19 protein-coding genes are annotated in these 20,629 nt (G+C 70.1%); 7 read left to right on the forward strand and 12 right to left on the reverse strand.

Annotation, left to right across the window (positions count from 1 at the left end; all coding sequences use genetic code 11):
• Window positions 1-109: 109 nt before the first annotated feature.
• The 7 genes from LY40_RS20365 to LY40_RS20395 form a co-directional block, all read right to left on the reverse strand.
• Window positions 110-514, reverse strand: coding sequence for a GlcG/HbpS family heme-binding protein (locus LY40_RS20365; protein WP_258937863.1), 405 nt, complete (start codon window positions 512-514; stop codon window positions 110-112).
• Window positions 499-897: a glycerol dehydratase reactivase beta/small subunit family protein gene (locus LY40_RS20370; RefSeq protein WP_183780199.1), complete on the reverse strand. Its 399-nt coding sequence runs from the start codon at window positions 895-897 to the stop codon at window positions 499-501. The genes LY40_RS20365 and LY40_RS20370 overlap by 16 nt, the downstream gene beginning before the upstream one ends.
• Window positions 894-2,720, reverse strand: a complete 1,827-nt coding sequence (locus LY40_RS20375; RefSeq protein ID WP_183780196.1) for a diol dehydratase reactivase subunit alpha — start codon at window positions 2,718-2,720, stop codon at window positions 894-896. Before LY40_RS20375 ends, LY40_RS20370 begins: the two co-directional genes overlap by 4 nt.
• Window positions 2,721-2,724: 4 nt before the next feature.
• Entirely contained in the window at window positions 2,725-3,315 is a 591-nt protein-coding gene (locus LY40_RS20380; protein ID WP_183780193.1) for a propanediol/glycerol family dehydratase medium subunit, read from the reverse strand.
• A gap of 16 nt (window positions 3,316-3,331) precedes the next feature.
• Window positions 3,332-5,038, reverse strand: a complete 1,707-nt coding sequence (locus LY40_RS20385) for a propanediol/glycerol family dehydratase large subunit (protein WP_183780190.1) — start codon at window positions 5,036-5,038, stop codon at window positions 3,332-3,334.
• A gap of 297 nt (window positions 5,039-5,335) precedes the next feature.
• Window positions 5,336-5,764: a diol dehydratase small subunit gene (locus tag LY40_RS20390; RefSeq protein WP_258937864.1), complete on the reverse strand. Its 429-nt coding sequence runs from the start codon at window positions 5,762-5,764 to the stop codon at window positions 5,336-5,338.
• Window positions 5,765-5,979: 215 nt separating this feature from the next.
• The gene (locus LY40_RS20395) at window positions 5,980-7,506 is read right to left on the reverse strand and encodes a helix-turn-helix domain-containing protein (protein WP_183780184.1); all 1,527 of its coding nucleotides are present in this window, start codon (window positions 7,504-7,506) and stop codon (window positions 5,980-5,982) included.
• Window positions 7,507-7,722: 216 nt separating this feature from the next.
• Here LY40_RS20395 and exaC point away from each other — a divergent pair, with 216 nt between their 5' ends.
• Both exaC and LY40_RS20405 read left to right on the forward strand, forming a co-directional pair.
• The gene (exaC, locus tag LY40_RS20400; protein ID WP_183780181.1) at window positions 7,723-9,246 is read left to right on the forward strand and encodes an acetaldehyde dehydrogenase ExaC; all 1,524 of its coding nucleotides are present in this window, start codon (window positions 7,723-7,725) and stop codon (window positions 9,244-9,246) included.
• Window positions 9,247-9,251: 5 nt separating this feature from the next.
• Window positions 9,252-9,626 carry a DUF779 domain-containing protein gene (locus tag LY40_RS20405; RefSeq protein ID WP_258937865.1) on the forward strand — a complete coding sequence of 125 codons (375 nt, stop codon included), beginning with the start codon at window positions 9,252-9,254 and terminating at the stop codon, window positions 9,624-9,626.
• 305 nt (window positions 9,627-9,931) lie between these two features.
• Here LY40_RS20405 and LY40_RS20410 read toward each other — a convergent pair whose 3' ends face one another.
• Window positions 9,932-11,383: an AAA-type ATPase lid domain-containing protein gene (locus tag LY40_RS20410; protein ID WP_258937866.1), complete on the reverse strand. Its 1,452-nt coding sequence runs from the start codon at window positions 11,381-11,383 to the stop codon at window positions 9,932-9,934.
• A 174-nt stretch (window positions 11,384-11,557) separates the two neighbouring features.
• Between LY40_RS20410 and LY40_RS20415 the strand changes: the two genes are divergently transcribed.
• From LY40_RS20415 to LY40_RS20430, 4 genes are read left to right on the forward strand one after another with little or no spacing between them, the layout of a single operon-like run.
• Entirely contained in the window at window positions 11,558-12,589 is a 1,032-nt protein-coding gene (locus LY40_RS20415; protein ID WP_183780172.1) for an amidohydrolase family protein, read from the forward strand.
• Window positions 12,589-13,368, forward strand: coding sequence for an iron-sulfur cluster assembly protein (locus LY40_RS20420; RefSeq protein WP_183780169.1), 780 nt, complete (start codon window positions 12,589-12,591; stop codon window positions 13,366-13,368). Before LY40_RS20415 ends, LY40_RS20420 begins: the two co-directional genes overlap by 1 nt.
• Window positions 13,365-14,390 carry an NAD(P)-dependent alcohol dehydrogenase gene (locus LY40_RS20425; protein ID WP_183780166.1) on the forward strand — a complete coding sequence of 342 codons (1,026 nt, stop codon included), beginning with the start codon at window positions 13,365-13,367 and terminating at the stop codon, window positions 14,388-14,390. The genes LY40_RS20420 and LY40_RS20425 overlap by 4 nt, the downstream gene beginning before the upstream one ends.
• Before the next feature lie 24 nt (window positions 14,391-14,414).
• Window positions 14,415-14,738 (forward strand): putative quinol monooxygenase, encoded by a 324-nt coding sequence (locus LY40_RS20430; protein WP_183780163.1) that lies wholly within the window; start codon window positions 14,415-14,417, stop codon window positions 14,736-14,738.
• Between the two features lie 240 nt (window positions 14,739-14,978).
• Here the strand turns inward: LY40_RS20430 and LY40_RS20435 are convergent, their stop codons facing one another.
• Window positions 14,979-15,821 (reverse strand): LLM class F420-dependent oxidoreductase, encoded by an 843-nt coding sequence (locus LY40_RS20435; protein WP_258937867.1) that lies wholly within the window; start codon window positions 15,819-15,821, stop codon window positions 14,979-14,981.
• 157 nt (window positions 15,822-15,978) lie between these two features.
• On the opposite strand from LY40_RS20435, the gene LY40_RS20440 reads away from it, so the two are divergent.
• Window positions 15,979-17,574 carry a peptide chain release factor 3 gene (locus LY40_RS20440; protein ID WP_258937868.1) on the forward strand — a complete coding sequence of 532 codons (1,596 nt, stop codon included), beginning with the start codon at window positions 15,979-15,981 and terminating at the stop codon, window positions 17,572-17,574.
• A 16-nt stretch (window positions 17,575-17,590) separates the two neighbouring features.
• On the opposite strand, the gene LY40_RS20445 is transcribed toward LY40_RS20440, so the two are convergent.
• The 3 genes from LY40_RS20445 to LY40_RS20455 form a co-directional block, all read right to left on the reverse strand.
• Window positions 17,591-18,748, reverse strand: coding sequence for a DUF1015 family protein (locus LY40_RS20445; protein ID WP_258937869.1), 1,158 nt, complete (start codon window positions 18,746-18,748; stop codon window positions 17,591-17,593).
• The gene (locus LY40_RS20450) at window positions 18,745-19,779 is read right to left on the reverse strand and encodes an NAD(P)-dependent oxidoreductase (protein WP_258937870.1); all 1,035 of its coding nucleotides are present in this window, start codon (window positions 19,777-19,779) and stop codon (window positions 18,745-18,747) included. The genes LY40_RS20445 and LY40_RS20450 overlap by 4 nt, the downstream gene beginning before the upstream one ends.
• 516 nt (window positions 19,780-20,295) lie before the next feature.
• Window positions 20,296-20,511, reverse strand: coding sequence for a hypothetical protein (locus LY40_RS20455; protein WP_183780152.1), 216 nt, complete (start codon window positions 20,509-20,511; stop codon window positions 20,296-20,298).
• Between the last annotated feature and the right edge of the window lie 118 nt (window positions 20,512-20,629).

Here is a 20,629-nt window from a genome sequence, read left to right on the forward strand (position 1 = left end):
GGCCCAGGGGCAGACGGCTACCTCCGTCGAACCCGCCCGCGTGGAGCAACCCCGGACGGGAGCATCCGCGGACGGAGCAGCGGTGGGCCGGCACCGCCGCTCCGGACCGTCAGGGCAGGGCTGCGACGCCGGCCTCGGCGACCTCCGTGTCCTGCTCGACACTGCCCGCGCTCACGCCGATCGCGCCGATGACCTCGCCGTCGCGCTTCAGCGGGATGCCGCCGCCGAAGATCACCAGGCCGCCGTTGGTCACCTCGACGCCGTACAGCGGTGCGCCCGGCTGTGCGGCCTCGCCGAGTTGCGCGGTCGTCATCTTCAGCAGCGCCGACGTGCGCGCCTTGCGGGTCGCGATGTCGATGCTCGCCAGGATCGCGCCGTCCTGCCTGGCGAACGTCACCAGGTGCGCCCCGGCGTCGACGACGGCGACGTTCATCGGTTGGCCGATCTCCTCGGCCTTGGCCAGGGCGGCCTCGAGCACGGCCTTGGCGTCCGCGAGTGTCAGTGGTGCGGCCACGGTTCCTCCATCCGTTCGGGGGCGTCCTTCAACGGCAGCCCGACGACGAGGCGGGCCGCGTTGTGCCCGCACCATCGGGCGCGGGCGGTATCTGTGGTGACGACGGGACGGTCGGCGGGGCGTTTCGCGTGGTGCACGCACACGCGGCCCTCGGCGTCGATGCCGACGCCCACGTCCAGCGGGGACTCCCGGGCTGCGGCGTGCGCCAGCTCGACCGCCGTGGCCGCCGACCCTGGGTCGCCGTCGGTGAGGCGCACCGGCACACCCTCCTCCTCGAGCCCGGCCAGCAGCTCACGCACGCCGCGCTCGCAGGCGCAGTGGGCGACGACGGCCGGTGGTGACCGGCGGTCCCGCTGGCCGCGGCGGTCGACGACGCCGCTCATCGGGCGCGTCCCGCGTGGTCGTCGACCAGGCCGGTCGCGACGGCGTTGCGCGGCCCTTCGCGGCCGCGCACGTTGCCCGTGCCGCACACGATCCCGGCGCCCGCCACCGCCTCGGCGATCATGTCCGGGATCTCGAAGTCCAACGCCGAACCGCCGAGCACCACCACGAACCCGATCTCCCGCAGGTTCCCGCCCGGTGCGACCCGTTCCAGCGCACGCAGAGCGTTGACGACGAACACCTTGTGCTTGGCCGACCTGCGCACCTGACGGACCTTCTCCAGTGAGTGCCGCGTCGGCACGGGCCGCATGCCCTCCTCGCCGAGCACGACCACGCGTGCGAACGCCTCGGAGGGCAGCGGTTCGTCGAAGAAGCGCGCCGTGCCGTCCTCCATGCGCACGTGGAAGAAGCTCTCGGCCTTCGCGAGCGGGTTCTTCTTGATGTCCTCGGCGACCTCGCGGTTGTCGAGTCCGAGCTCGGAGTCGATCAGCTTCGTCACCAGGTCGCCGGCGCCCGCCAGATGGACCGAGCGGACCTCGCCGTCGCCCGTGGCGAGCGCGGCGTCGGTGGAGCCGCCGCCGAGGTCGAGCACCGCCAGCGGCCGCTCGGTGCCAGGGGTGGTCAGCGCACCCAGCACGGCCATGTCGGCCTCGACCCCGCCGACCAGCACGGCCACGCCGAGCGCCGAGCGCAGCTGCTCGGCGAGCACCTCCATCGGAGCACGGCTCGTGCGCACCATCGCCGCCAGCGCGACCGCGTTCTCCAGCGCGAACTCGCCCGCCAGCGCGCCGGTGACGCGCTGCGGGACGAACGTGTCGACCGCCAGCACGTCCTGGATGCGCACCTCCTGCTCACCGGCCGTGTCCGACAGCGTTTCCGCCATGGCGTCGCGAACCGTGGCCAGCATCCCGCCGACGTGGCTTCCCGCCTCGCCGGTCGCGTCGGCCAACGGGGCCACCCGGCGCAGGGTCGCCATGATCTCCTCGGCGCCGGCGTCGATGCCCACCGACAGCCGCGCGTGCTCGCCGATGAGCGTCAGCGTCCCCGCAGGGATCCGGCGGTCGGCGATGTCGCCGGAGGGCGTGCGCACCACGACGGCCGACCGATTGCCCACCAGCGCCCTGGCCACGGGTGCGACGAGGCGGGTCTGATCGGGGTCGAGGTCGAACAGCGTCGCGATGCCGTACGAGTTGGACAGCGTGCGCACCGTTCTGCCCGGTTCGGCCACCTCCACGGCCGCGGGCATGCCCAGCGGCACCTTCTCGACCAGCGTCACCTCGTCGACCACCGGGATCGGCGCGGGCAGCCGGTTGACGATCAGGTTCGCGTCGTCGGCGCACGCGATCGCACCGGTCACCTCGACACCGCGGTCGCGGGCGGCGGCGATCCCGGCGGCGGCGTCCTCGAAGTCAACGCCCGCGCCGACCACGCAGATGACCTGCTCGCCTGGCGTGCACGCGCCGAGCTCGGCGAACGCGACGGTCGTGCCGGTGCCGAGACCCGCACCCGCAGGGGTGTCCGGGTTGTGCCCGATCATCGTCGACTCGGTGATCACGGTCTCTGTGATCGTCTCCATCGCCAGCCCGCTGATCACCGGTGTCGCCTCGTTGACCAGCACCGCCGACAGCTCGTGCGGACCGCGCCCCGCCGCCGACAGCGCCTCCTGCACCACCTTGACCACGCCGGGCACGTTCTCGGCCGTGCCCTTCACCCCGGACGTCGGCGCGAGCGCCCCGCCCAGGTAGCGCGGGCCGTCGGGGCCGAGCTCGGCCAGACACGCCTCGGTGGTCGAGTTTCCGATGTCGACGCCGGCCAGCAGTGTCACGGCCTCAACCGGCGTCGGCCAGCCGGATCCGGACGTCCAGCTCGACCGGCGGCGCACCGGGCGTCACGAACTCGGTCTCTTTGATGTGCAGCAACGCCGCCTTGGCCTGCCAGCGGGGCCGGGCCATGTAGTCGTTGCGCGCGGGCACGGGTTCCGGCGACTCACCCTTGGCGTACCGCGCGGCGTTGCGGCCGACCTTGCGGAAGGTCTCCGGATCGAGCAGCGGCGCCTGCGGGAACAACTCCAGATTGGACAGTCGGACGAGGTCCTTCTGGTGGATCATCGTCGTGCCGCGTGACAGCACGCCGACACCGATGCCCGAGCCCGACAGCCGCGCCGCAGCGTGGGCGATCACCGCGAGGTCCGAGCCACCGCGGTATCGGACCACCCGCGCGTGCACGCCCTGCTCCTCGACCCCGGCGAGGAGTTCGCGCAGCACCTCGGCGTGCGGGATCTCCACGATCGTCTTGGTGAAGAAGTCCCCGAACGCGGGGGAGAGGCCGATGACGACCTCGTCCGGACGGGTACCCACCGCGGCCTCACCACGCTCGACCGCATCGAGCACCCGCTCGGGTCGCGCTTCCATGCTCGTCATGGCAGGAGGTGTCCTTTCAGCCGATTTCCTCTTCGGGATTGCTGGCACTGACGACATGGCGAAGGCGTTTCATCTCGCGCCAGCGTTCGCCCGCGGGGCGGTAACCACTGCCGGGGCCCGCATAGTCGTTGGCATCGTTGACCGCGGACAGGGTCTCCAGCTCGGGCGTCAGGATCGCCGAGGTGTGCAGCAGATCGCCGGACACCCGGTGCCGCAGCACCGACAGCAACGTCCGGGCCATGTCGCTGTAGCCGGACGCCTCGAGCGCCTTGATCACGTCGAGTCCGGTGATCCCCCGGTCCATGACCGACTGGGCGGCCTTGAGGTCTTCCAGCACGTCCCGCATCGGCAGGTCCTGGCTGCCGTGCGCGTACGTGGCTGCCTCGACCTCCTTGTCGGTGATGGCCGGCAGTCCGAGCTGGGCGAACACGGCCTGCAACGCGCGGGCGGCCCTGCTACGCGCGGCCAGCAGTTCCTCCTCCGGAACGTGCCGCAGCGCGCCGTCCACCTGCAGATCGCGCTGGATGGTGTTCCAGTCGTCGTAGTCGGTGGAGTCCAGGTTGGAGCCGGCGAACATGTTGTCGTAGTTGGGCACCGCCGAGTAGCCGGAGCACACGAAGTCCGTGCCCGACAGCAGCTGCGGCAGCAGCCGCGCGGTGCGGCGCATGTCCGAGTGCGAGAACGACTGGTCGTTGCCGGAGGCGCATTCGAGGTCGGCCGTGCTGGCGAGCAGGTTCTCCGCCAGCACCGCGCGGATACCCGCCGGTACGGCGCCCGGCACGCCGATACAGCTGATCGAACCGTTCTGCAGCCCCTGCACACCTGCGCCCTTCGCGACGAGGATGCAGCGGATCTCCAGGTACAGCATCGAGCGGCCCTCGGCGTTGCCCATCTGCACCTCGGAGCCGGTGCCCGAGGTGAAGCGCATCTTGATGCCCCGCGAGGCGTACGCCGAAGCCAGGAACGCCTTCGACCACGGCGTGTCGTCGCCGTCGCAGAACACCGGCTCCGTGCCGTAGACGGAGATCGTCTCCGCGTAGGCGGTGATGCCGCGCATGCCGAGCTCCAGCTCCGTGGCCTCTTCGAGAGCGCACTGGGTGAGCGCGCCCGGCGTGCCGGCCAATGCTCCGACCTGCAGCGCGATCGCCACGAGCGGCGCGTAGCGCACCACACCGAGCGTCGTCTCCAACTCCCGGAACCCGCGCAGCGACGCCTCGGCCGCCTCGGCGGCGACCTGCACCGGGTTGTCGCGCGCGCTCGTGGAATGCGCCTGGTTGGCGGGTGTGCGCCGGGCGCGCATCTTCTGCAGCGCCTGCATCATCTCGACGACGTTCATCGTCTTGACGACCTCGAGCAGCGCGGCGGGCGTCAGACCGCCCGCGACCTCGACGACCTCCGACCGCGTCACCGTGGGGTCGACCAGCATGCGCGCCACCTCGACCGGTTCGAGCGACATGGCGCGTTCGGCCACCGACACGTCGATCGCGTGATCGGCGATGAACTGGTCGAGGAAGTCGAACTCGGCACGCGGCTTGCCGTCCATCTCCACGATGACGCCGTCGGTCACCCGCACGCTCGGCGCCGGGTCGTACGGGCTGTCCATCGCGACCATGCCGACCTCGGGCCACTCCTCGACGAACCCGTCGAGGTTGACCGGACGCTCTTCGAGCGCCTCGGTGCGCTTGGATTTCGGACTCGATACCGGAAGCGGTTCCGCAGTCATCGTCGGATCTCCTTGCTGCGTGCGGAGGTTGAGTTGTTCCGGGGCTGAGCTGTTCCGGGGCTGGGTTGTTTTGGGGCTGGGCTGCAGTGGGACTGAGCTGAGCCTTTTCGGGGCTGCGCTCTCCCGGACTGTGGAGCTGGGCCGGGTTGTGGAGCTGTGCCGGGTTGTGGAGCTGTGCCGGGTTGTGGAGCTGTGCCGGAGGAACACCCTCCCGAAGGAGCCGATTCGCCAGCTGGGCGACGCGTGCCCCTACCCGGTGGCGAGTCGTCCCGACTGCGGCAGCCCTGGCCGGTGGTGTCAGGCCAGGATGTCGCGGCGCTCGTAGACGTCGGCGGCCTCGCGCACCAGTTCGGCGCACAGGGTCGCCGAGTACTCGCGTTCGAGCCGGTCGGCGATGTCGGTCAGCTGCTGTTTCGTCGACGCGTTCGGTCGCAGCGAGTTGTAGATCGACAGGACGAGGTCGTCCGGCAACGCGGTCAGCTCGGCGGCGCGGCGGAAGTTGCGTGCCAGCTGGGTACGGCCCACCTGCTCGGCGATCTGTGCCTGCAACCGCAGCGTGTCAGGGGAGATGCGCAGGTCTTCGGCGGCGACGTCGCCGGAGAGCACAGCCTGCATTGTCAGCTCGTCGATCGGTTTACCCGTCGGAGTGCGGAGCAGCTCCGGCCGATGGGCCGCGAGCGGATAGTCGCGCCCCGGGTCGAGTTCCACCTGGTCGGGAAGCGTCACCGCCATCACCTGCCTTCGTCTGTGAAGCCGGTATCGGGTGTCGAATCTATGTGCAGCGAATCTAGGTTCGGGGACGTTGCACCAACGTTGCACCCGACGTGGCGGGCGCCCCGCGTCGTACGCGGTGTTCGGTTGTGGATCGCCGACGGCGGCCCGTGGGTGGCCACCGTCGACCGTCGGCCTGCGGGGACCGTCAACGGTCACCGCACGCCTCGTCAGTCATCGTCGTCGCTGTCGAGCAGCCAGGCCAGCCGGGCGTCCGCGACCGGGCGACGCGGGTCGCCCGCCGGAAGGACGCGCGTGAGGTGTTCGAACACCTCGACGTCGTCGCGGCCGGGTTCCCCCTCGGACAGCGACCACAGGGCATCGGGGTCGCCGCTGTCGAGGACGGCCGTGCGCAGGGCCACGGTGCGCTGTTCGCGTTCCGCCCTGATCGTCGGCGATTCCGACCGGGGCAGCAGCGGTGCGGTCGCGATCGAGGCCGCGGTCACGACCTCGCCCGCGGCGAGGGCGTCGCGTACTCGCAGGAAGTCGGCGTCGACGTCGGCGGAAAGCCGGTACGGCTTGGCGAGCAACGCATCGCCGAGCTCGGTACGCAACCGGTGCACCTCGGCGCGCACCGTCGTGGGGTTTCCTGCGTCGCCGTAGAGGTGCAACGCCAGTTGCTCCGCGGTCAGCCCTCCGGGATGTAGCGCCAGCAGCGCGAGAATCTCCGCCCTGCGCAGCGTCAACGGCACGGTGCGACCGCCCAGCTGCGCCTCGGGCGCCGAGCCGAGGAACGATAGCCGCAGGGTCGGCGCAGCCGGGCGCGTGGAGATCGTCTTCCCGCCCTTGCGCGGCAGCCGGAGCAGGTACCCGCCCGACAGCGGTTCGAGCAGCGCCTCGCGGCCGTCCAGGTCGATCCGGTCGCTGTCGGGGTCGACGGCGACGCGGTGGGGGAACGTGCCGAGCGGATTCGCGGCGATGACCCTGCCGGACGTCGTGAGCAGGGCGCCCGGTTCGCCGCCGAGTCGTTCGAGACGGGGCAGGTTCCGCCTGCGCAGGCGTTCGTCGGCGTCCTCCATACGCAGCCGCAGGTGGTTCTCCGCGACCTGCGCGGTGGCGTTGACCAGCGACACCATCGCCGGATGCAGCGTGTCCAGCCTGCCGCTGACGTCGATGGCGCCCAGCACCCTGCCGGTGTCGGGGTCGTGGATCGGGGCCGCGGCGCACGTCCACGAGTGGTAGGTGCGCACGAGGTGCTCGGCAGAGTAGATCTGCACCGGTGTGTTCGTGGCGAGGGCGGTCCCCATGGCGTTGGTGCCGATCGCCGACTCGGCCCAGCGCGTGCCCTCGCGCAGCCCGACGGAGTCCGCCAGCCTGCACACTCCGGAAGGGCCCTCCCGCCACAGGATCGTGCCGTCGGCGTCGGTGACAATCGTGATGTGCTGCGCCTCGTCGGCGATGCTCACCAGCAGTTCCCGCAGCGGTGGCAGCACCGTGTGCAGGGGGTGGGATTCGCGCACGTCGTCGATCTCGTCGTCGTCGTACACCAGCGGTGGCAGATAGTCGTCGGGATCCACGCCGGTCGCCAGTGACCGGCGCCAGGACTCCGAGATGACCGTCCGCGGTGCCGCCCGACCGCTCGCGCCGCCGATCTCCTCGTCACTGAGCGCGGCGTCGCGGATCTGCTGCAGCACTCGCTGCTGAGCGATCGGATCCGACGCGCTGTGCAGTGCGTTCGGGGCGGGTTGGGATCTCATGGACACTCCGCTACGGCGACGGTGACGGGCGGTGCTGTCGTTCGAGCATGCCCCGCTCGCGCTGCCGAGGGCAAGCAAATGACACGAGGTGCCCCTTGGTGCCACCCGCCCGGTGCGCCGCACGTCGCAGGCGTGCTGGTGCAACGCGCCTGCAACGTGGCGCTTCCTACGTTCGGCGTCGAAGGCAGTGAAATCGAGCAGAGAGGCTCTTTTCGGATGACCACTTACGCCGCACCGGGACAGCCAGGCAGCGTCGTCGCGTTCGAACCGCGGTACGACCACTTCATCGGTGGGGAGTACGTGCCGCCGGCCAAGGGTCAGTACTTCGAAAACCCGACACCGGTCACCGGAAAGGTGTTCACCGAGATCGCACGCGGCACGTCCGAGGACGTCGACCGCGCGGTGAAGGCCGCGACCGGTGCCGCCGACGCGTGGGGCCGCACGTCCCCCGCCGAGCGGGCGGTGCTGCTCAACCAGATCGCCGATCGGATGGAGGCCAACCTCGAGGCCATCGCCGTGGCCGAGAGCTGGGAGAACGGCAAGCCCGTCCGCGAGACGCTCGTCGCCGACATCCCGCTCGCCGTCGACCACTTCCGCTACTTCGCCGGTGCGATCCGCGCGCAGGAAGGCTCGATCTCGCAGCTCGACGCCGACACCGTGGCGTATCACTTCCACGAGCCGCTCGGCGTCGTCGGGCAGATCATCCCGTGGAACTTCCCGATCCTCATGGCGACGTGGAAGCTCGCTCCCGCGCTGGCCGCGGGCAACTGCGTGGTACTCAAGCCCGCCGAGCAGACCCCGGCCTCGATCCACGTGCTGCTGTCGCTGATCGCCGACCTGCTGCCCGCGGGCGTGTTGAACATCGTCAACGGCTTCGGCGCCGAAGCGGGCAAGCCGCTCGCCCAGCACCCCGGCATCCGCAAGGTCGCCTTCACCGGTGAGACCACGACGGGCCGGCTGATCATGCAGTACGCCAGCGAGAACATCATTCCGGTGACGCTCGAGCTCGGCGGCAAGAGCCCGAACATCTTCTTCTCCGACGTCGCCGCTGCCGACGACGCCTTCTACAACAAGGCGCAGGAGGGCTTCGCGATGTTCGCCCTCAACCAGGGCGAGGTGTGCACCTGTCCGTCACGTGCGCTGGTGCAGTCGTCGATCTACGACAGCTTCATCACCGACGGTGTCGCCCGCGTCGAGAAGATCCAGCAGGGCAATCCGCTCGACACCGACACGATGATCGGTGCGCAGGCCTCGAACGATCAGTTCGAGAAGATCCTGTCCTACATCGACATCGGCAGGCAGGAGGGCGCGAAGGTCCTCACCGGCGGTGAGAAGGCGGACCTCGGCGGCGAGCTGTCCGGCGGTTACTACATCAAGCCGACGGTGTTCGCCGGCGACAACAAGATGCGCATCTTCCAGGAGGAGATCTTCGGGCCGGTGGTGTCGGTGGCGAAGTTCGACGACTACGACGACGCCATCAAGACCGCCAACGACACGCTGTACGGCCTCGGCGCGGGCGTGTGGTCGCGGGACGGCAACACCGCGTTCCGCGCGGGCCGCGACATCGAGGCCGGTCGCGTGTGGACGAACTGCTACCACGCCTACCCCGCACACGCGGCGTTCGGCGGGTACAAGCAGTCGGGTATCGGCCGCGAGAACCACCGGATGATGCTCGACCACTACCAGCAGACGAAGAACCTGCTGGTGTCGTACTCGCCCGACGCGCAGGGATTCTTCTGACGGCCATGAGCAGAGTGGATCTCACCGACGCCGCGGCGGACCTGCTGCGACAACTGGCCGGCGAGCACGGGCCGCTGATGTTCCACCAGTCCGGCGGCTGCTGTGACGGCAGCGCTCCCATGTGCTATCCGGCCGGTGAGTTCCGCACCGGCGAGGCGGACGTCCACCTCGGCGACCTCGACGTCGCCGGGGTGGCCGATCCCGTTCCGGTGTGGATGTCGCGGGCGCAGTTCGAGTACTGGCAGCACACGCACCTGACCATCGACGTGGTGAGCGGGCGTGGCAGCGGATTCTCGCTCGAGGCGCCGGAGGGCGTGCGGTTCCTGATCCGTTCGCGGTTGCTGACCGACGACGAACTCGCCGAGATCGGACGGTCCTGACCCCGGCTGTCCGGCCGATCCTCGAACCCCGCCCACCCCGACCCGCGAGGCCCGTCCGCCGATGAGTCCACTATGGACGTACCGGCGGGCGGGCCTCGTGCCACGTTTCGCCTGCGGCGCGGCACCGCGACCCGACACCCTGGCCCGACACCGTGATCCGGTGTCGGGACCCGATGCCGTGGGCTGCGCTCCGGCGAGGGGAGGACTTGTCGCTCCCGCCCACCGCCACCCGCACGGACGCGCTCCGCGCGGCAGGATCGCTCTCCACCCCCAAGGTGCGCTCGAGGGCGGGCGTCCCGGATCGCTCACGGGGCGCGGTCGGGGACCGTGATGCGGTACTGGCGGATCTTGCGGTAGATCGTGGCCCTGCCGAGGCCCAGTTGCTCGGCCGCCTCGCTGACGGTCGTGCCCGGTTCGGTCAGGCAGCGAACGATCTCGTCGCGTTCCACCGACTGCAACCTGGTCAGCGGATGGCCCGGTCCGGTGAACACTTCGGTTGCCAGGTGGTGGAGGTCGATGCGGTCGGTCCTGGCCGCGGCCTCGCGGACGACCCGGCGGAGACTGCGGACGTTGCCAGGCCAGTCGAAGCCGGTCAGCGTCCGGGCGGCAGCAGGGGTGAAGTCGATCTCGCGACCCCGGGCCTGGTGGGCGAAATGCCTGGCCAGCGGCATGATGTCGGCGGGGCGGAACCGCAGGGCCGGCACTTCGACGACCACGTCGACCAGCTCGCGGAGCTCGGTCGGCAGCGTGTCCGCCGAGGCGGCGGTGACCACGTAGGGCTGGACGCCGTCGGTGGCCCGCACCCGGGTGAACAACTGCGCGAGCTCGGTCGTCGCCCACGCGGGTAGGCTGTCGACCCCGGACACGATCACACAGGTGCTCTCCTTACCGAGTTCGGGAACCCACAGCTCGAACCACGACTCGACGTCCTCGGGCGTGGGCGGCCGAGCGCTCAGTACCCGTTCGCGGCGCAGTTCGCGGCGCGCCAGGGACGCGAGTGCGGTCTTGCCGGTACCCGGTTCGCCGACCACGGCGACCGCCAGGCCGCGCCGGAACGCCGTGCGCGCCTCGGCGAACGCGCTGCGCCATCCCGCCGTGGGCAGGCCCTCCTCGGGTGCGCGCGAGCGGTCGGCGTAGACGCGGAACACCTCGCCGTGCGGGGTGGGAGGAGCGGCCCTGCCGGTTCCCCTGGCCAGCATCAACGCCGACGTGTTGGCCGCCGCCGACTGCGCCAGCGCCATCAGCAGTTCCGGCGCGGAATCGGACCAGGTCGTGAGGTTGACGCTGCCCGCGACGTCGCCCGTGGGGTCGACCACCGGTGCTGCCGCGCACGTGTATCCGCGCAGGCCGGTGCAGTAGTGCTCGTCGGCGCGCACCAGCGACGGCGCGCGGTCGGCCAGCGCGAGTCCGAGGCCGTTCGTGCCGGCGTTGCGCTCGGCGAAGTAGAAACCCGGGGCGAGGTGCACGCGGTCCAGTGAGCGGTTGATCGTGGCGTCCTCCGACAGCCTGCTCAGTACGAGCCCGTCGGGGTCGGTGATCATCATGCTGACCGGTTCGTTCGCCAGTGTCCGCTGCAGGCCGCGCAGTACCTCGTTGCCGCATTCGTACAGCAGCGATTCGGTGTCGACCGACCCCGTGAACACGGGCCGGATCTCGTCGGCCGCAAGGCCGTAGCGCTCGCTGCGGCGCCAGGATGCGCGGAGCCGTGGTGCTCCGCCCTGCGGGCCCGCGGAGAGCGCGAAGTCGTCGCGGTGCATGTGAGCCTCCCGAGCGCGTCATTGCGCCTTCCCGAGTCAGACAACCACAGCGTGCCCCGAACCTCAGCGGTCCAGGTGTCTCAAAGTGAGACACGCATGGGGTCCCGGGGACTCCCGGGCGCTCGTAGCGTTCCCGCACCACGTGCCACCGGCGCCACGTACGGGAGGAGACCCATGTACACCAAGGACGGCGAGAAGTACTTCATTCTCGACGCGCACGTAGCACTCTGGGACGCCCGTCCCGAGAATCAGCGCAACATCCACGGGAAGCAGTTCATCGACTGCTTCTACGACTATCACCGCAACCTCAGCCCGGAATCCGAGGTGTGGCCGTACGAGGAGTACCTGTATCAGGGCGGGGAGCGGCTGATGCGCGACCTGTTCACCGACGGCTACGTGGACCACGCGATCTTCCAGCCCGCGCTGCTGAGCGCGTTCTACAACAACGGGTTCGGCCAGACGGAGGAGGCGTTCGCGCTCGCGCAGCGGCATCCGGACAAGCTGACCTACAACCACTGCTGGGACCCGCGGTTCGAGCAGGCGGGACTCGACCAGCTCAAGCGCGACGCCGAGCGGTTCGGGCTGAAGGGCGTCAAGCTCTACACGGCCGAGTGGCAGGGGGATTCGCGCGGCTACAAGCTCGACGACCCGTGGTCGTACCGGTATCTGGAGGCCTGCCAGGAACTGGGCATCCGCAACATCCACATCCACAAGGGCCCGACGATCCGCCCGCTCGACCGAGACGCCTTCGACGTGGCCGACATCGACAAGGTCGCCACGGACTTCACTGATCTGAACATCATCGTCGAGCACTGCGGATTGCCGCGGCTCGAGGACTTCTGCTGGATCGCCACGCAGGAACCGAACGTGCACGCGGGCCTGGCGGTGGCCATGCCGTTCATCCACTCGCGGCCGCGCTATTTCGCCCAGATCATCGGCGAGTTGCTGTACTGGCTGGACGAGGACCGCATCCAGTTCTCCAGTGACTACGCGATCTGGACGCCGAAGTGGCTCGTGGAGCAGTTCGTCGACTTCCAGATCCCGGAGGACATGGTCGAGTACGCGCCGCTGACCACGGCGCAGAAGAAGAAGATCCTCGGGCTGAACGCGGCGAAGATGTACGACATCGACGTGCCCGCCGAATGCCGGTTGCCCTCCGGCGAGGACTCCACCGGCAACAAGACCGAAGCCGTGGCGGTGGCCTGATGGGTGCCGCGACGAACGAGCCGGCCGGCGCGGATGCCGCTGCCGTGGTGGGATCCGCGGCTGATGCGCCGCTGCTGGAGCGGGCACGTGCGGCGCTGGGCACCGTCGTCGATCCCGAACTCGACGAGCCGATCACCGACCTCGGATTCGTCCGGTCGATGGACGTCGCCGACGGTGAACTGGTGGTGCACCTGCGGCTGCCGACGTCGTTCTGCGCACCCAACTTCGCCTACCTCATGGCGTCGGACGCGAAGGACGCGCTGCTCGCACTCGGCGTCGCGGCCACGGTGCGGCTCGACGACCACCACGATTCGGAGATCATCAACCGCGGGCTGGCCGCCGACGCCGGTTACCGCGGCACGTTCGGCGACGAGGCCGACGAGGACCTCGACGACCTGCGGCTGACGTTCCGCCGCAAAGCGCACACCGCGGCGATGGAACGGGCGCTCACGCGGTACCTGCGTGCCCATCCCGACCTGCCGGAGGAGGGCCTGCACGCGGTCACTCTCGGCGACCTGCCCGCCGACGACGCCACCCGCGCGCTGCTGCGGCACCGCCGCACGCTCGGGCTGTCCACCGCGGCCGACCGGCCCGCGCTGATCGGCCCGGACGGTGAGTCCTGCTCACCGGAGGACGTGCCGTGGCGATTGCGGGTCGCGCGTTCGCTGCGCGTGTCGATGGACGGCAACGCGCATTTCTGCCGCGGTCTGCTGCGTACCCGTTACCCCGATTCGGCGGCCGACCAGTCGCCCCGAGCATTCCAGGAGAAGGTGTCATGAAAGCGATCCAGGTGGTCGGCTACCACGAGAAGCTGCGGCAGGCCGAGGTGCCGATGCCGGAGCCGACGGGGCCTTACGACGTCGTGGTGAAGATCGGCGGCGCGGGCGTGTGCCGCACCGACGTCCACATCCTCGAAGGCCAGTGGGCCGAGAAGTCCGGCGTCACGCTGCCTTACACGATCGGGCACGAGAACGCAGGCTGGGTGCACGCCGTCGGCAGCGCGGTCACCAACGTGGCCGAGGGCGACAAGGTGATCGTGCACCCGCTGGTGACGTGCGGTCTGTGCCGGGCCTGCCGGTCGGGTGACGACGTGCATTGCGGGCAGAGCCTGTTCCCCGGCATCGACACGCACGGTGGCTACGCCGAGTACCTCAAGACGTCGGCGCGCAGTGTGGTGCGGCTCGACGACTCGCTGGAGCCCGCCGATGTGGCCGCGCTCGCCGATGCGGGGTTGACGGCCTATCACGCGGCGGCCAAGGCGGCCGGGAGGTTGCGGCCCGGCGATCGGTGCGTCGTCATCGGTGCGGGCGGGCTCGGGCACATCGGCATCCAGGTGCTCAAGGCACTCACCGCCGCGGAACTGATCGTCGTCGACCGCAATCCGGACGCCGTGACGTTGGCGGTGTCCATCGGTGCTGATCACGGCGTCGTCGCCGACGGCACGCACGTGTCGCGGGTGCTGGAGCTGACCGGCGGCAACGGTGCGGAGGTCGTCGTCGACTTCGTCGGCGAGGGCGGGGCGACGGCCGAGGGGGTGCGCATGCTGCGTCGCGCCGGTGACTATCACGTGGTGGGATATGGCGAGAACATCGACGTCCCGACGATCGACATCATCTCGACAGAGATCAACTTTATCGGCAACCTGGTGGGCTCCTACAACGACCTGTGCGAGCTGATGGTGCTTGCTGCACAAGGCAAGGTGCGGCTGCACACCAGTAAGTACCCGTTGGAGCGGTTCCAGGATGCCATCGACGACCTGGAGGCGGGCCGGATCCGCGGCCGCGCCGTCCTCACGCCCTGACACCGACGACGAGGAGACGAAGCGATGATCTTCATTACCGCGAAGTTCCGGGTCAAACCCGAGCACGCCGATCGCTGGCCCGAGATCTCGAAGGCCTTCACCCACGCCACGCGCAACGAACCGGGCTGCCTGTGGTTCGAGTGGTCGCGCAGCCTCGACAACCCGAACGAGTACGTGCTCGTGGAGGCGTTCCGCGACGGCGACGCCGGCGCCGCGCACGTCAACTCCCAACACTTCAAGGCCGCACAGCAGACGCTGCCGCCGTACCTCGCCGCGACCCCGCGGGTGGTCAACACGACGGTCGACCAGGACGACTGGTCGGAACTGGGCGAGATGGCGGTCAAGTAGCCGCCTGCGGCCCAGCCGGCGGTGCGCCCCGCCAGCCCCGCCGGCCCTTCCGGCCCGGCAGCGCGGAACCCGTCGCCCCCGACGGCGACGGGTTCCCCGCCGGCTTGTGAGAGCCGGCGCATTCTCGCCACTCCCGAGCGGGCGAGTCTTGAGGAATACCCGGATGCCGGACGTCGAAAACCCAGGTCGGGTCGACGTTCGACGAGGTGCGGGGCGATCGGGTCGCGCTGCCGTCCGGCGTCACCGGTCGGCGAGGGTGCCCGCGAGACGGTGCAGGTACTCGGCGACCTCCGGTTCGGTGCGGTCGGGCAGGCCGAACAGCGTCTCGGTGACGCCTGCGGCGGCCCACTCGTCGAGCTGTTCGAGGTTCGGCTTGCCCGCCAGCGCGACGACCTCGGGCAGTCCGACGCGGCCGGCCTCCCGCCAGGTGCGGTGGAGAGTGGTGATCTTGTCGCGGATGTCGCCCTCGCCGGGTGTGGTCATCCAGCCGTCGCCGGTGCGGGCGATCCAGTCGAACGTCTTCGAGGTGCCCGCGGCGCCGACGACGATCGGCACGTCGCCGACGGGTTTCGGCCAGGCCCAGCTCGGCCCGAACGACACGAAGTCGCCGTCGTAGGTGGCCTCGTCGGCGGTCCACAGCGCGCGCATCGCCTCGATGTACTCGCGAAGCACCGTGCGCCGTTTGCCGGGAGGTACGCCGTGGTCGGCGAGCTCATCGGTGTTCCAGCCGAATCCGACGCCGAGTGTCACGCGCCCGCCCGCGAGGTGGTCGAGCGAGGCGATCGCCTTCGCCAGTGCGAGGGGATCGTGCTCGGCGGGCAGGGCTACGGCGGTGCCCAGCCGGATGCGGCTCGTGACGGCGGCTGCCGTCGACAGTGCGACCCAGGGGTCGAGCGTGCGCACGTAGCGGTCGTCGGGCAGTGAGGAGTCGCCGGTGCGCGGGTGTGCGGCGTCGCGGCGCACCGGGATGTGCGTGTGTTCGGGCACGCAGAACGAGGCGAATCCGGCCTCCTCGGCCAGGCGCGCCGCCGTGGCGGGTGCGATGCTGCGGTCGCTGGTGAACATGACGATCCCGTGGCGCATGCCCGTAAGTAGAACATGTTCTCGATAACTTCGGGAGGGTGTGGACCGGCGAGGCCGTCCGCAGGCAGGCTTCGCGGGCGCACGCGGAGCCGGCGGCCGGCGGGCATGCGACCCGCACATCGGAGGGTGGCTGTTCGCGCGAGTAGCCTGGTGGACTGTGTCCACTCCTCACGACGCCGCTCCCCTCCACGAGGCGCAGCGCAGGCGGTCGTTCGCCGTCATCAGCCATCCCGACGCCGGTAAGTCGACGCTGACGGAGGCGCTCGCGCTGCACGCGCGCGTGATCTCCGAGGCCGGCTCCGTGCACGGCAAGGGTGGCCGACAGGGCGTCGTGTCGGACTGGATGTCGATGGAGCAGGCGCGTGGTATCTCGATCACGTCGGCGGCGTTGCAGTTCGAGTATCGCGAGTGTGTGATCAACCTGTTGGACACGCCGGGTCACGCGGATTTCTCCGAGGACACCTATCGGGTGCTGTCGGCGGTCGATTCGGCGGTGATGTTGCTGGATGCGGCCAAGGGGCTCGAGCCGCAGACGTTGAAGTTGTTCGACGTGTGCCGGCATCGGGGGATTCCGGTGCTGACGTTCATCAACAAGTGGGACCGGCCCGGCCGGGAGGCGCTCGAACTGTGCGACGAGCTCCTCGAGCGCATCGAACTGCAGCCCATGCCGCTGACCTGGCCCGTCGGATCGCCGGGGCACTTCCAGGGAGTGCTGGACGTGCCGACGGGGCAGTTCGTCCGCTACGCGCGGACCGCGGGCGGCGCGAAGGCCGCCCCCGAGGAGCACCTGTCGCCCGAGCAGGCCGAGGCGGAGGTCGGTGAGGACTGGACGACCGCGTGTGAAGAGTACGACCTGTTGCTCGAATCCGGCGGCGAGTTCGACGAGGAGCGGTTCCGCGACGCGAGCGCCACGCCGGTGCTGTTCGGCGCCGCGGTGCTCAACTTCGGCGTGCGCCACCTGCTCGACCTCGTCGTGGACCTCGCGCCCCGGCCGGCTCCGCGGGACGATGCCGACGGCGCGCCGCGGCCGCTGGACGGCGAGTTCTCGGCGTTCGTGTTCAAGGTGCAGACCGGGATGGATCGCGCGCACCGCGACCAGGTGGCGTTCGCCCGGGTGTGCTCCGGCGTGTTCGAACGCGGCATGGTCGTCACGAACGCCACGACGAAACGTCCGTTCGCGACGAAATACGTGCAGCAGGTGTTCGGGCAGAAACGATCCACAGTGGACACCGCGTACCCCGGCGATGTCATCGGCCTCGTCAACGCCACGGCGCTGCGGGTCGGCGACACCCTGTACTCCGGCAAACCCGCGGTGCGCTTCCCCGGACTGCCGCAGTTCGCGCCCGCGCACTTCGCCGTCGCGACACCGTCGGACCTGAGCAAGGCCAAACAGTTCCGAAAGGGCATCGACCAGCTCGCCGCCGAGGGCGTGGTGCAGCTACTGACCTCGGATCTGCGCGGCGAGGGCGCCCCGGTGCTCGCTGCCGTCGGCCCGATGCAGTTCGAGGTGGCGACCCACCGGATGGAGCACGAGTTCAACGCTCCGGTGAAGCTGGACCGGCTGTCCTACAGTGCCGTCCGGAAACTGGGTGACTCGTCGCAGCGCGGCATCGTCGACGCGGGCAGGCGCAGCGAGGTCCTCGACCGCGCCGACGGCACCGAGCTGGCCGTGTTCGAGGACGAGATGTCGATGCGCATCCTCCTGCGCGCCAACCCGGAACTCGAACTCGAACCGCTGCTCGCCGAAGGCTGACGTCCACCGGGGCGGTTCATCGACCGCCCGTCGCGGGGCGCAGGAACAGGCCGTGGCAGACCTTCGGGTCGAACCAGGTGGACTTCGGCGGCATCACGTGACCGGCATCGGAGACGGCCATGACCTGGTCGAACCGCGGCGGACTCGGCAGGAACCCGACGGCGCCGTGCTCGTCGCACCAGTTCGCGATGGTCGCGGTGCCGACGTGACCGGGCAGCGGGGTGTGACCGCCCTCCCCGGCCGGCAGTACCGGCGCGATGATCGCTTCGTCGAGCAGCACCGTGTCCACTGTGGATAGCGGGTGGACGGTGGTCGGGGGAGGCGTGGCGCTGCTCGGCCGGCGGAGCCACAGGCGGTACCAGCGGCCGTCCAGGTACATCGACACCGTCCCGTGGTCCGGCCGGATCTCGTCGGAGGGTGCGATCTCCTGGATTCGCGCCACCACGGGTTGCCGAGCCAGCCGATCGAGCAGGACCGGCGCCGGTGCGTCCGCCGGGAGCCGGACGCACCGGGGATAGCCGAGGATGCGGAGTTGATCGCTCGGGAACAGCGCGGCGAGCGTGAACGACCCGGTCGGGGCGGCGCTGTGCTCGGCGGCCGCCATCCGGTGATGCCCGTCCGCGATGTAGAGCACCGGGAGCGCGGCCAGCTCGTCGTACACGGCCCGCACGGTCTCCGCGTCCTGCGCGATCCACACCGCGTGCTCCTCGTGTTCGCGGGTGACGCGCACGTGTGGCTCGCCCGCGGCGACGCGCGTGATCAGCTCATGCAGGGCTGGACGCTGGGGATAGGCGAGCGTGACGGGCAGCTTCTCGACGCCGCAGCGTTCGGTCAGCTCAGCCAGTTGCCGTTCCCGGTCGTGGTCGGTGGCCTCGTGCCGGCGGATCCGCCCTGTCCGGTAGTCGTCGACCGCGACCTCGACGACGACGCCGGTCTGCTGATGCGCACCGCTGGTCACCCGATAGACCAGCACGGCGGGGTCGGGGACGTGGTGCAGCACGCCGCGTTCCAGGAGGCCGGGCAGGTGCCCGGCGGTCGCCGGTTCCGGCAGGTACGCGGCGCGCTGCGGGTTCAGCACCAGCACGCGCGGCGGCCGGGTCGTGACACCCGCGTTCCAGTCGTCCCCGTGCAGCGCGGTCAGCTCGTGGGCGGGCAGCGGCTGCGGCGCGGTCATGGCCCGCCACCCGAGGTCGTGGAGGTGGGGGAGGACAGGGCGGCCTGTTCGAGCGCGTCGAGGTTGACGCAGTGTGGCGGGGCGTCCGAGGGCGCTGCGGCGGTGAAGGCGGTGACGATCCGCACCACCTCGGCGGCGACCGCGTGCTGGGCCTGTTCCGTGGAGGCGCCGATGTGGTGCGTGCCGTAGACGTTCGGGTGCTTGGCGAGCCGGGAAGTCACGGTCCCGGTGCTGGAGGTGGGCTCGTCGGCGTAGACGTCGAGACCCGCTCGCACACCGTTGCTCTCCATCGCCTCGATCAGCGCGTCCTCGTCGACGATGTCGCCGCGAGACGTGTTCAGCACGATCGCCCCCGGCGGCAGCTGCGAGAGCAGCTGCCGGTCGACCAGCATGCGGGTGTCGGCGGTGGCGGGCACATGGAACGACAGCACATCGCAGGTGCGGGCCAGCTCGTCCAGCGAGTCGACGAAGACCGTGTCGATGGCGCGTGCCCGTTCCAGGGTCCGTTCGTCGCGGTCCGGTTTGGCCACCGCGTGGACGTCGGCGCCGAACGCAGCCGCGCGTTCGGCGAACGCCAGCCCGATACCACCGAGTCCGACGACGCCCACCTTGCGGCCGTGGATACCCCGTGCCCGGGAATAGCGCTTCTTGTCCCAGCGGCCGGCACGCAGATCGGCCACGTTGTCGGGAATGCTGCGGTCCAACGCGAGCAGCAACCCCATGGTCAGCTCGGCGACCGCGATGGCGTTGCGACCCGGCACGTTGCAGACGTAGACGCCTCGACGTGCCGCGGCGTCGCGGTCGATCGTGTTGGTGCCGGAGCCGGCACGGATCACCAGGCGCAGCGAGTCGGCGGCCTCGACTGCGTCGGCGGTCACCGCGGTGCTGCGCACGATCAGCGCGTCGTGGCCGGCGAGTGCCCGGGTCAGCTCTTCGGCCGTGGTTTCGGGTTCGTAGGTGCAGTCATGTCCGTATGCGGCGAGTTCGGCGCGGTATTCGTCCGGGAACGCGTCGGCGACAAGGATCCTCATCGGCCACCTTCTCTCGGCGCGACGAACCTGTGGGGGTATCGGCGTGGGCGTGGGAGACGCGCCCGCGGCGACTCCTTCGACCCGCGGCCACTTCTTCGGAGCGTTGTTGCGCATAGCACAATCAGTTGCCTATAACGCAATGGTGGAGACGCGGCCGAAGCACGTCAACACCGTGGGCCGACATCAACTGTGCGCGGCCACATGGGGTCGGTGCGGTGAGACTTTCGGTTCCGGTTGGCGGAAACCTCGTAGTCGACGGCGGCCGCCCTTCGCAGCGGCGCTGTCGGGCGTGTGGGGTCTGTAGGGCCTACGAACTTCCGTGGGCCTGCGAACTTCCGTAGGCCTGCGAACTCCGTAGGCCTACGAACTTCCGTGGGCCTGCGAACTTCCGTAGGCCTGTGGGTTTCAGTCGCCGCACGTGCTCGCATCGGGGAGTTCGCTGCGGCTCGGTGGCGCCGCCGTGTCGGGGGTGTCACAGCGAGTGACGTGTGGGTCCTGACGACGGTCGGTGCTCGGTCAGTCGCCGGTGTCGCGGAACGCGGCGTAGAGGCAGATGATCGCTGCGACGGTGAGCGCCGCCGCCAGCACGATCGGCCACCACACCGACATCGCGTCGGCCAGGAAGAACTGCAGTGCCGCTGTGACGGCGAACGCTACGGAGAGCAACACGAACAGCACTCGCTCGGCAGACGGTTGCTGGAATCGGAGGTCACTCAAGGGGCGCCGGAGCATCGCTCACCTCCTCAAGGGGACAGCTGCGGGCCAGGGACGGTGTCCGGTATGCATATCGCTGGGGCGTCCGAGAGGGTTACTGCCGAGTTGAAAAGCGACCTTCGTCGTCCACCGGATG

The organism is Prauserella salsuginis (genome assembly GCF_024648885.1).
Taxonomy (GTDB): domain Bacteria; phylum Actinomycetota; class Actinomycetes; order Mycobacteriales; family Pseudonocardiaceae; genus Prauserella; species Prauserella salsuginis.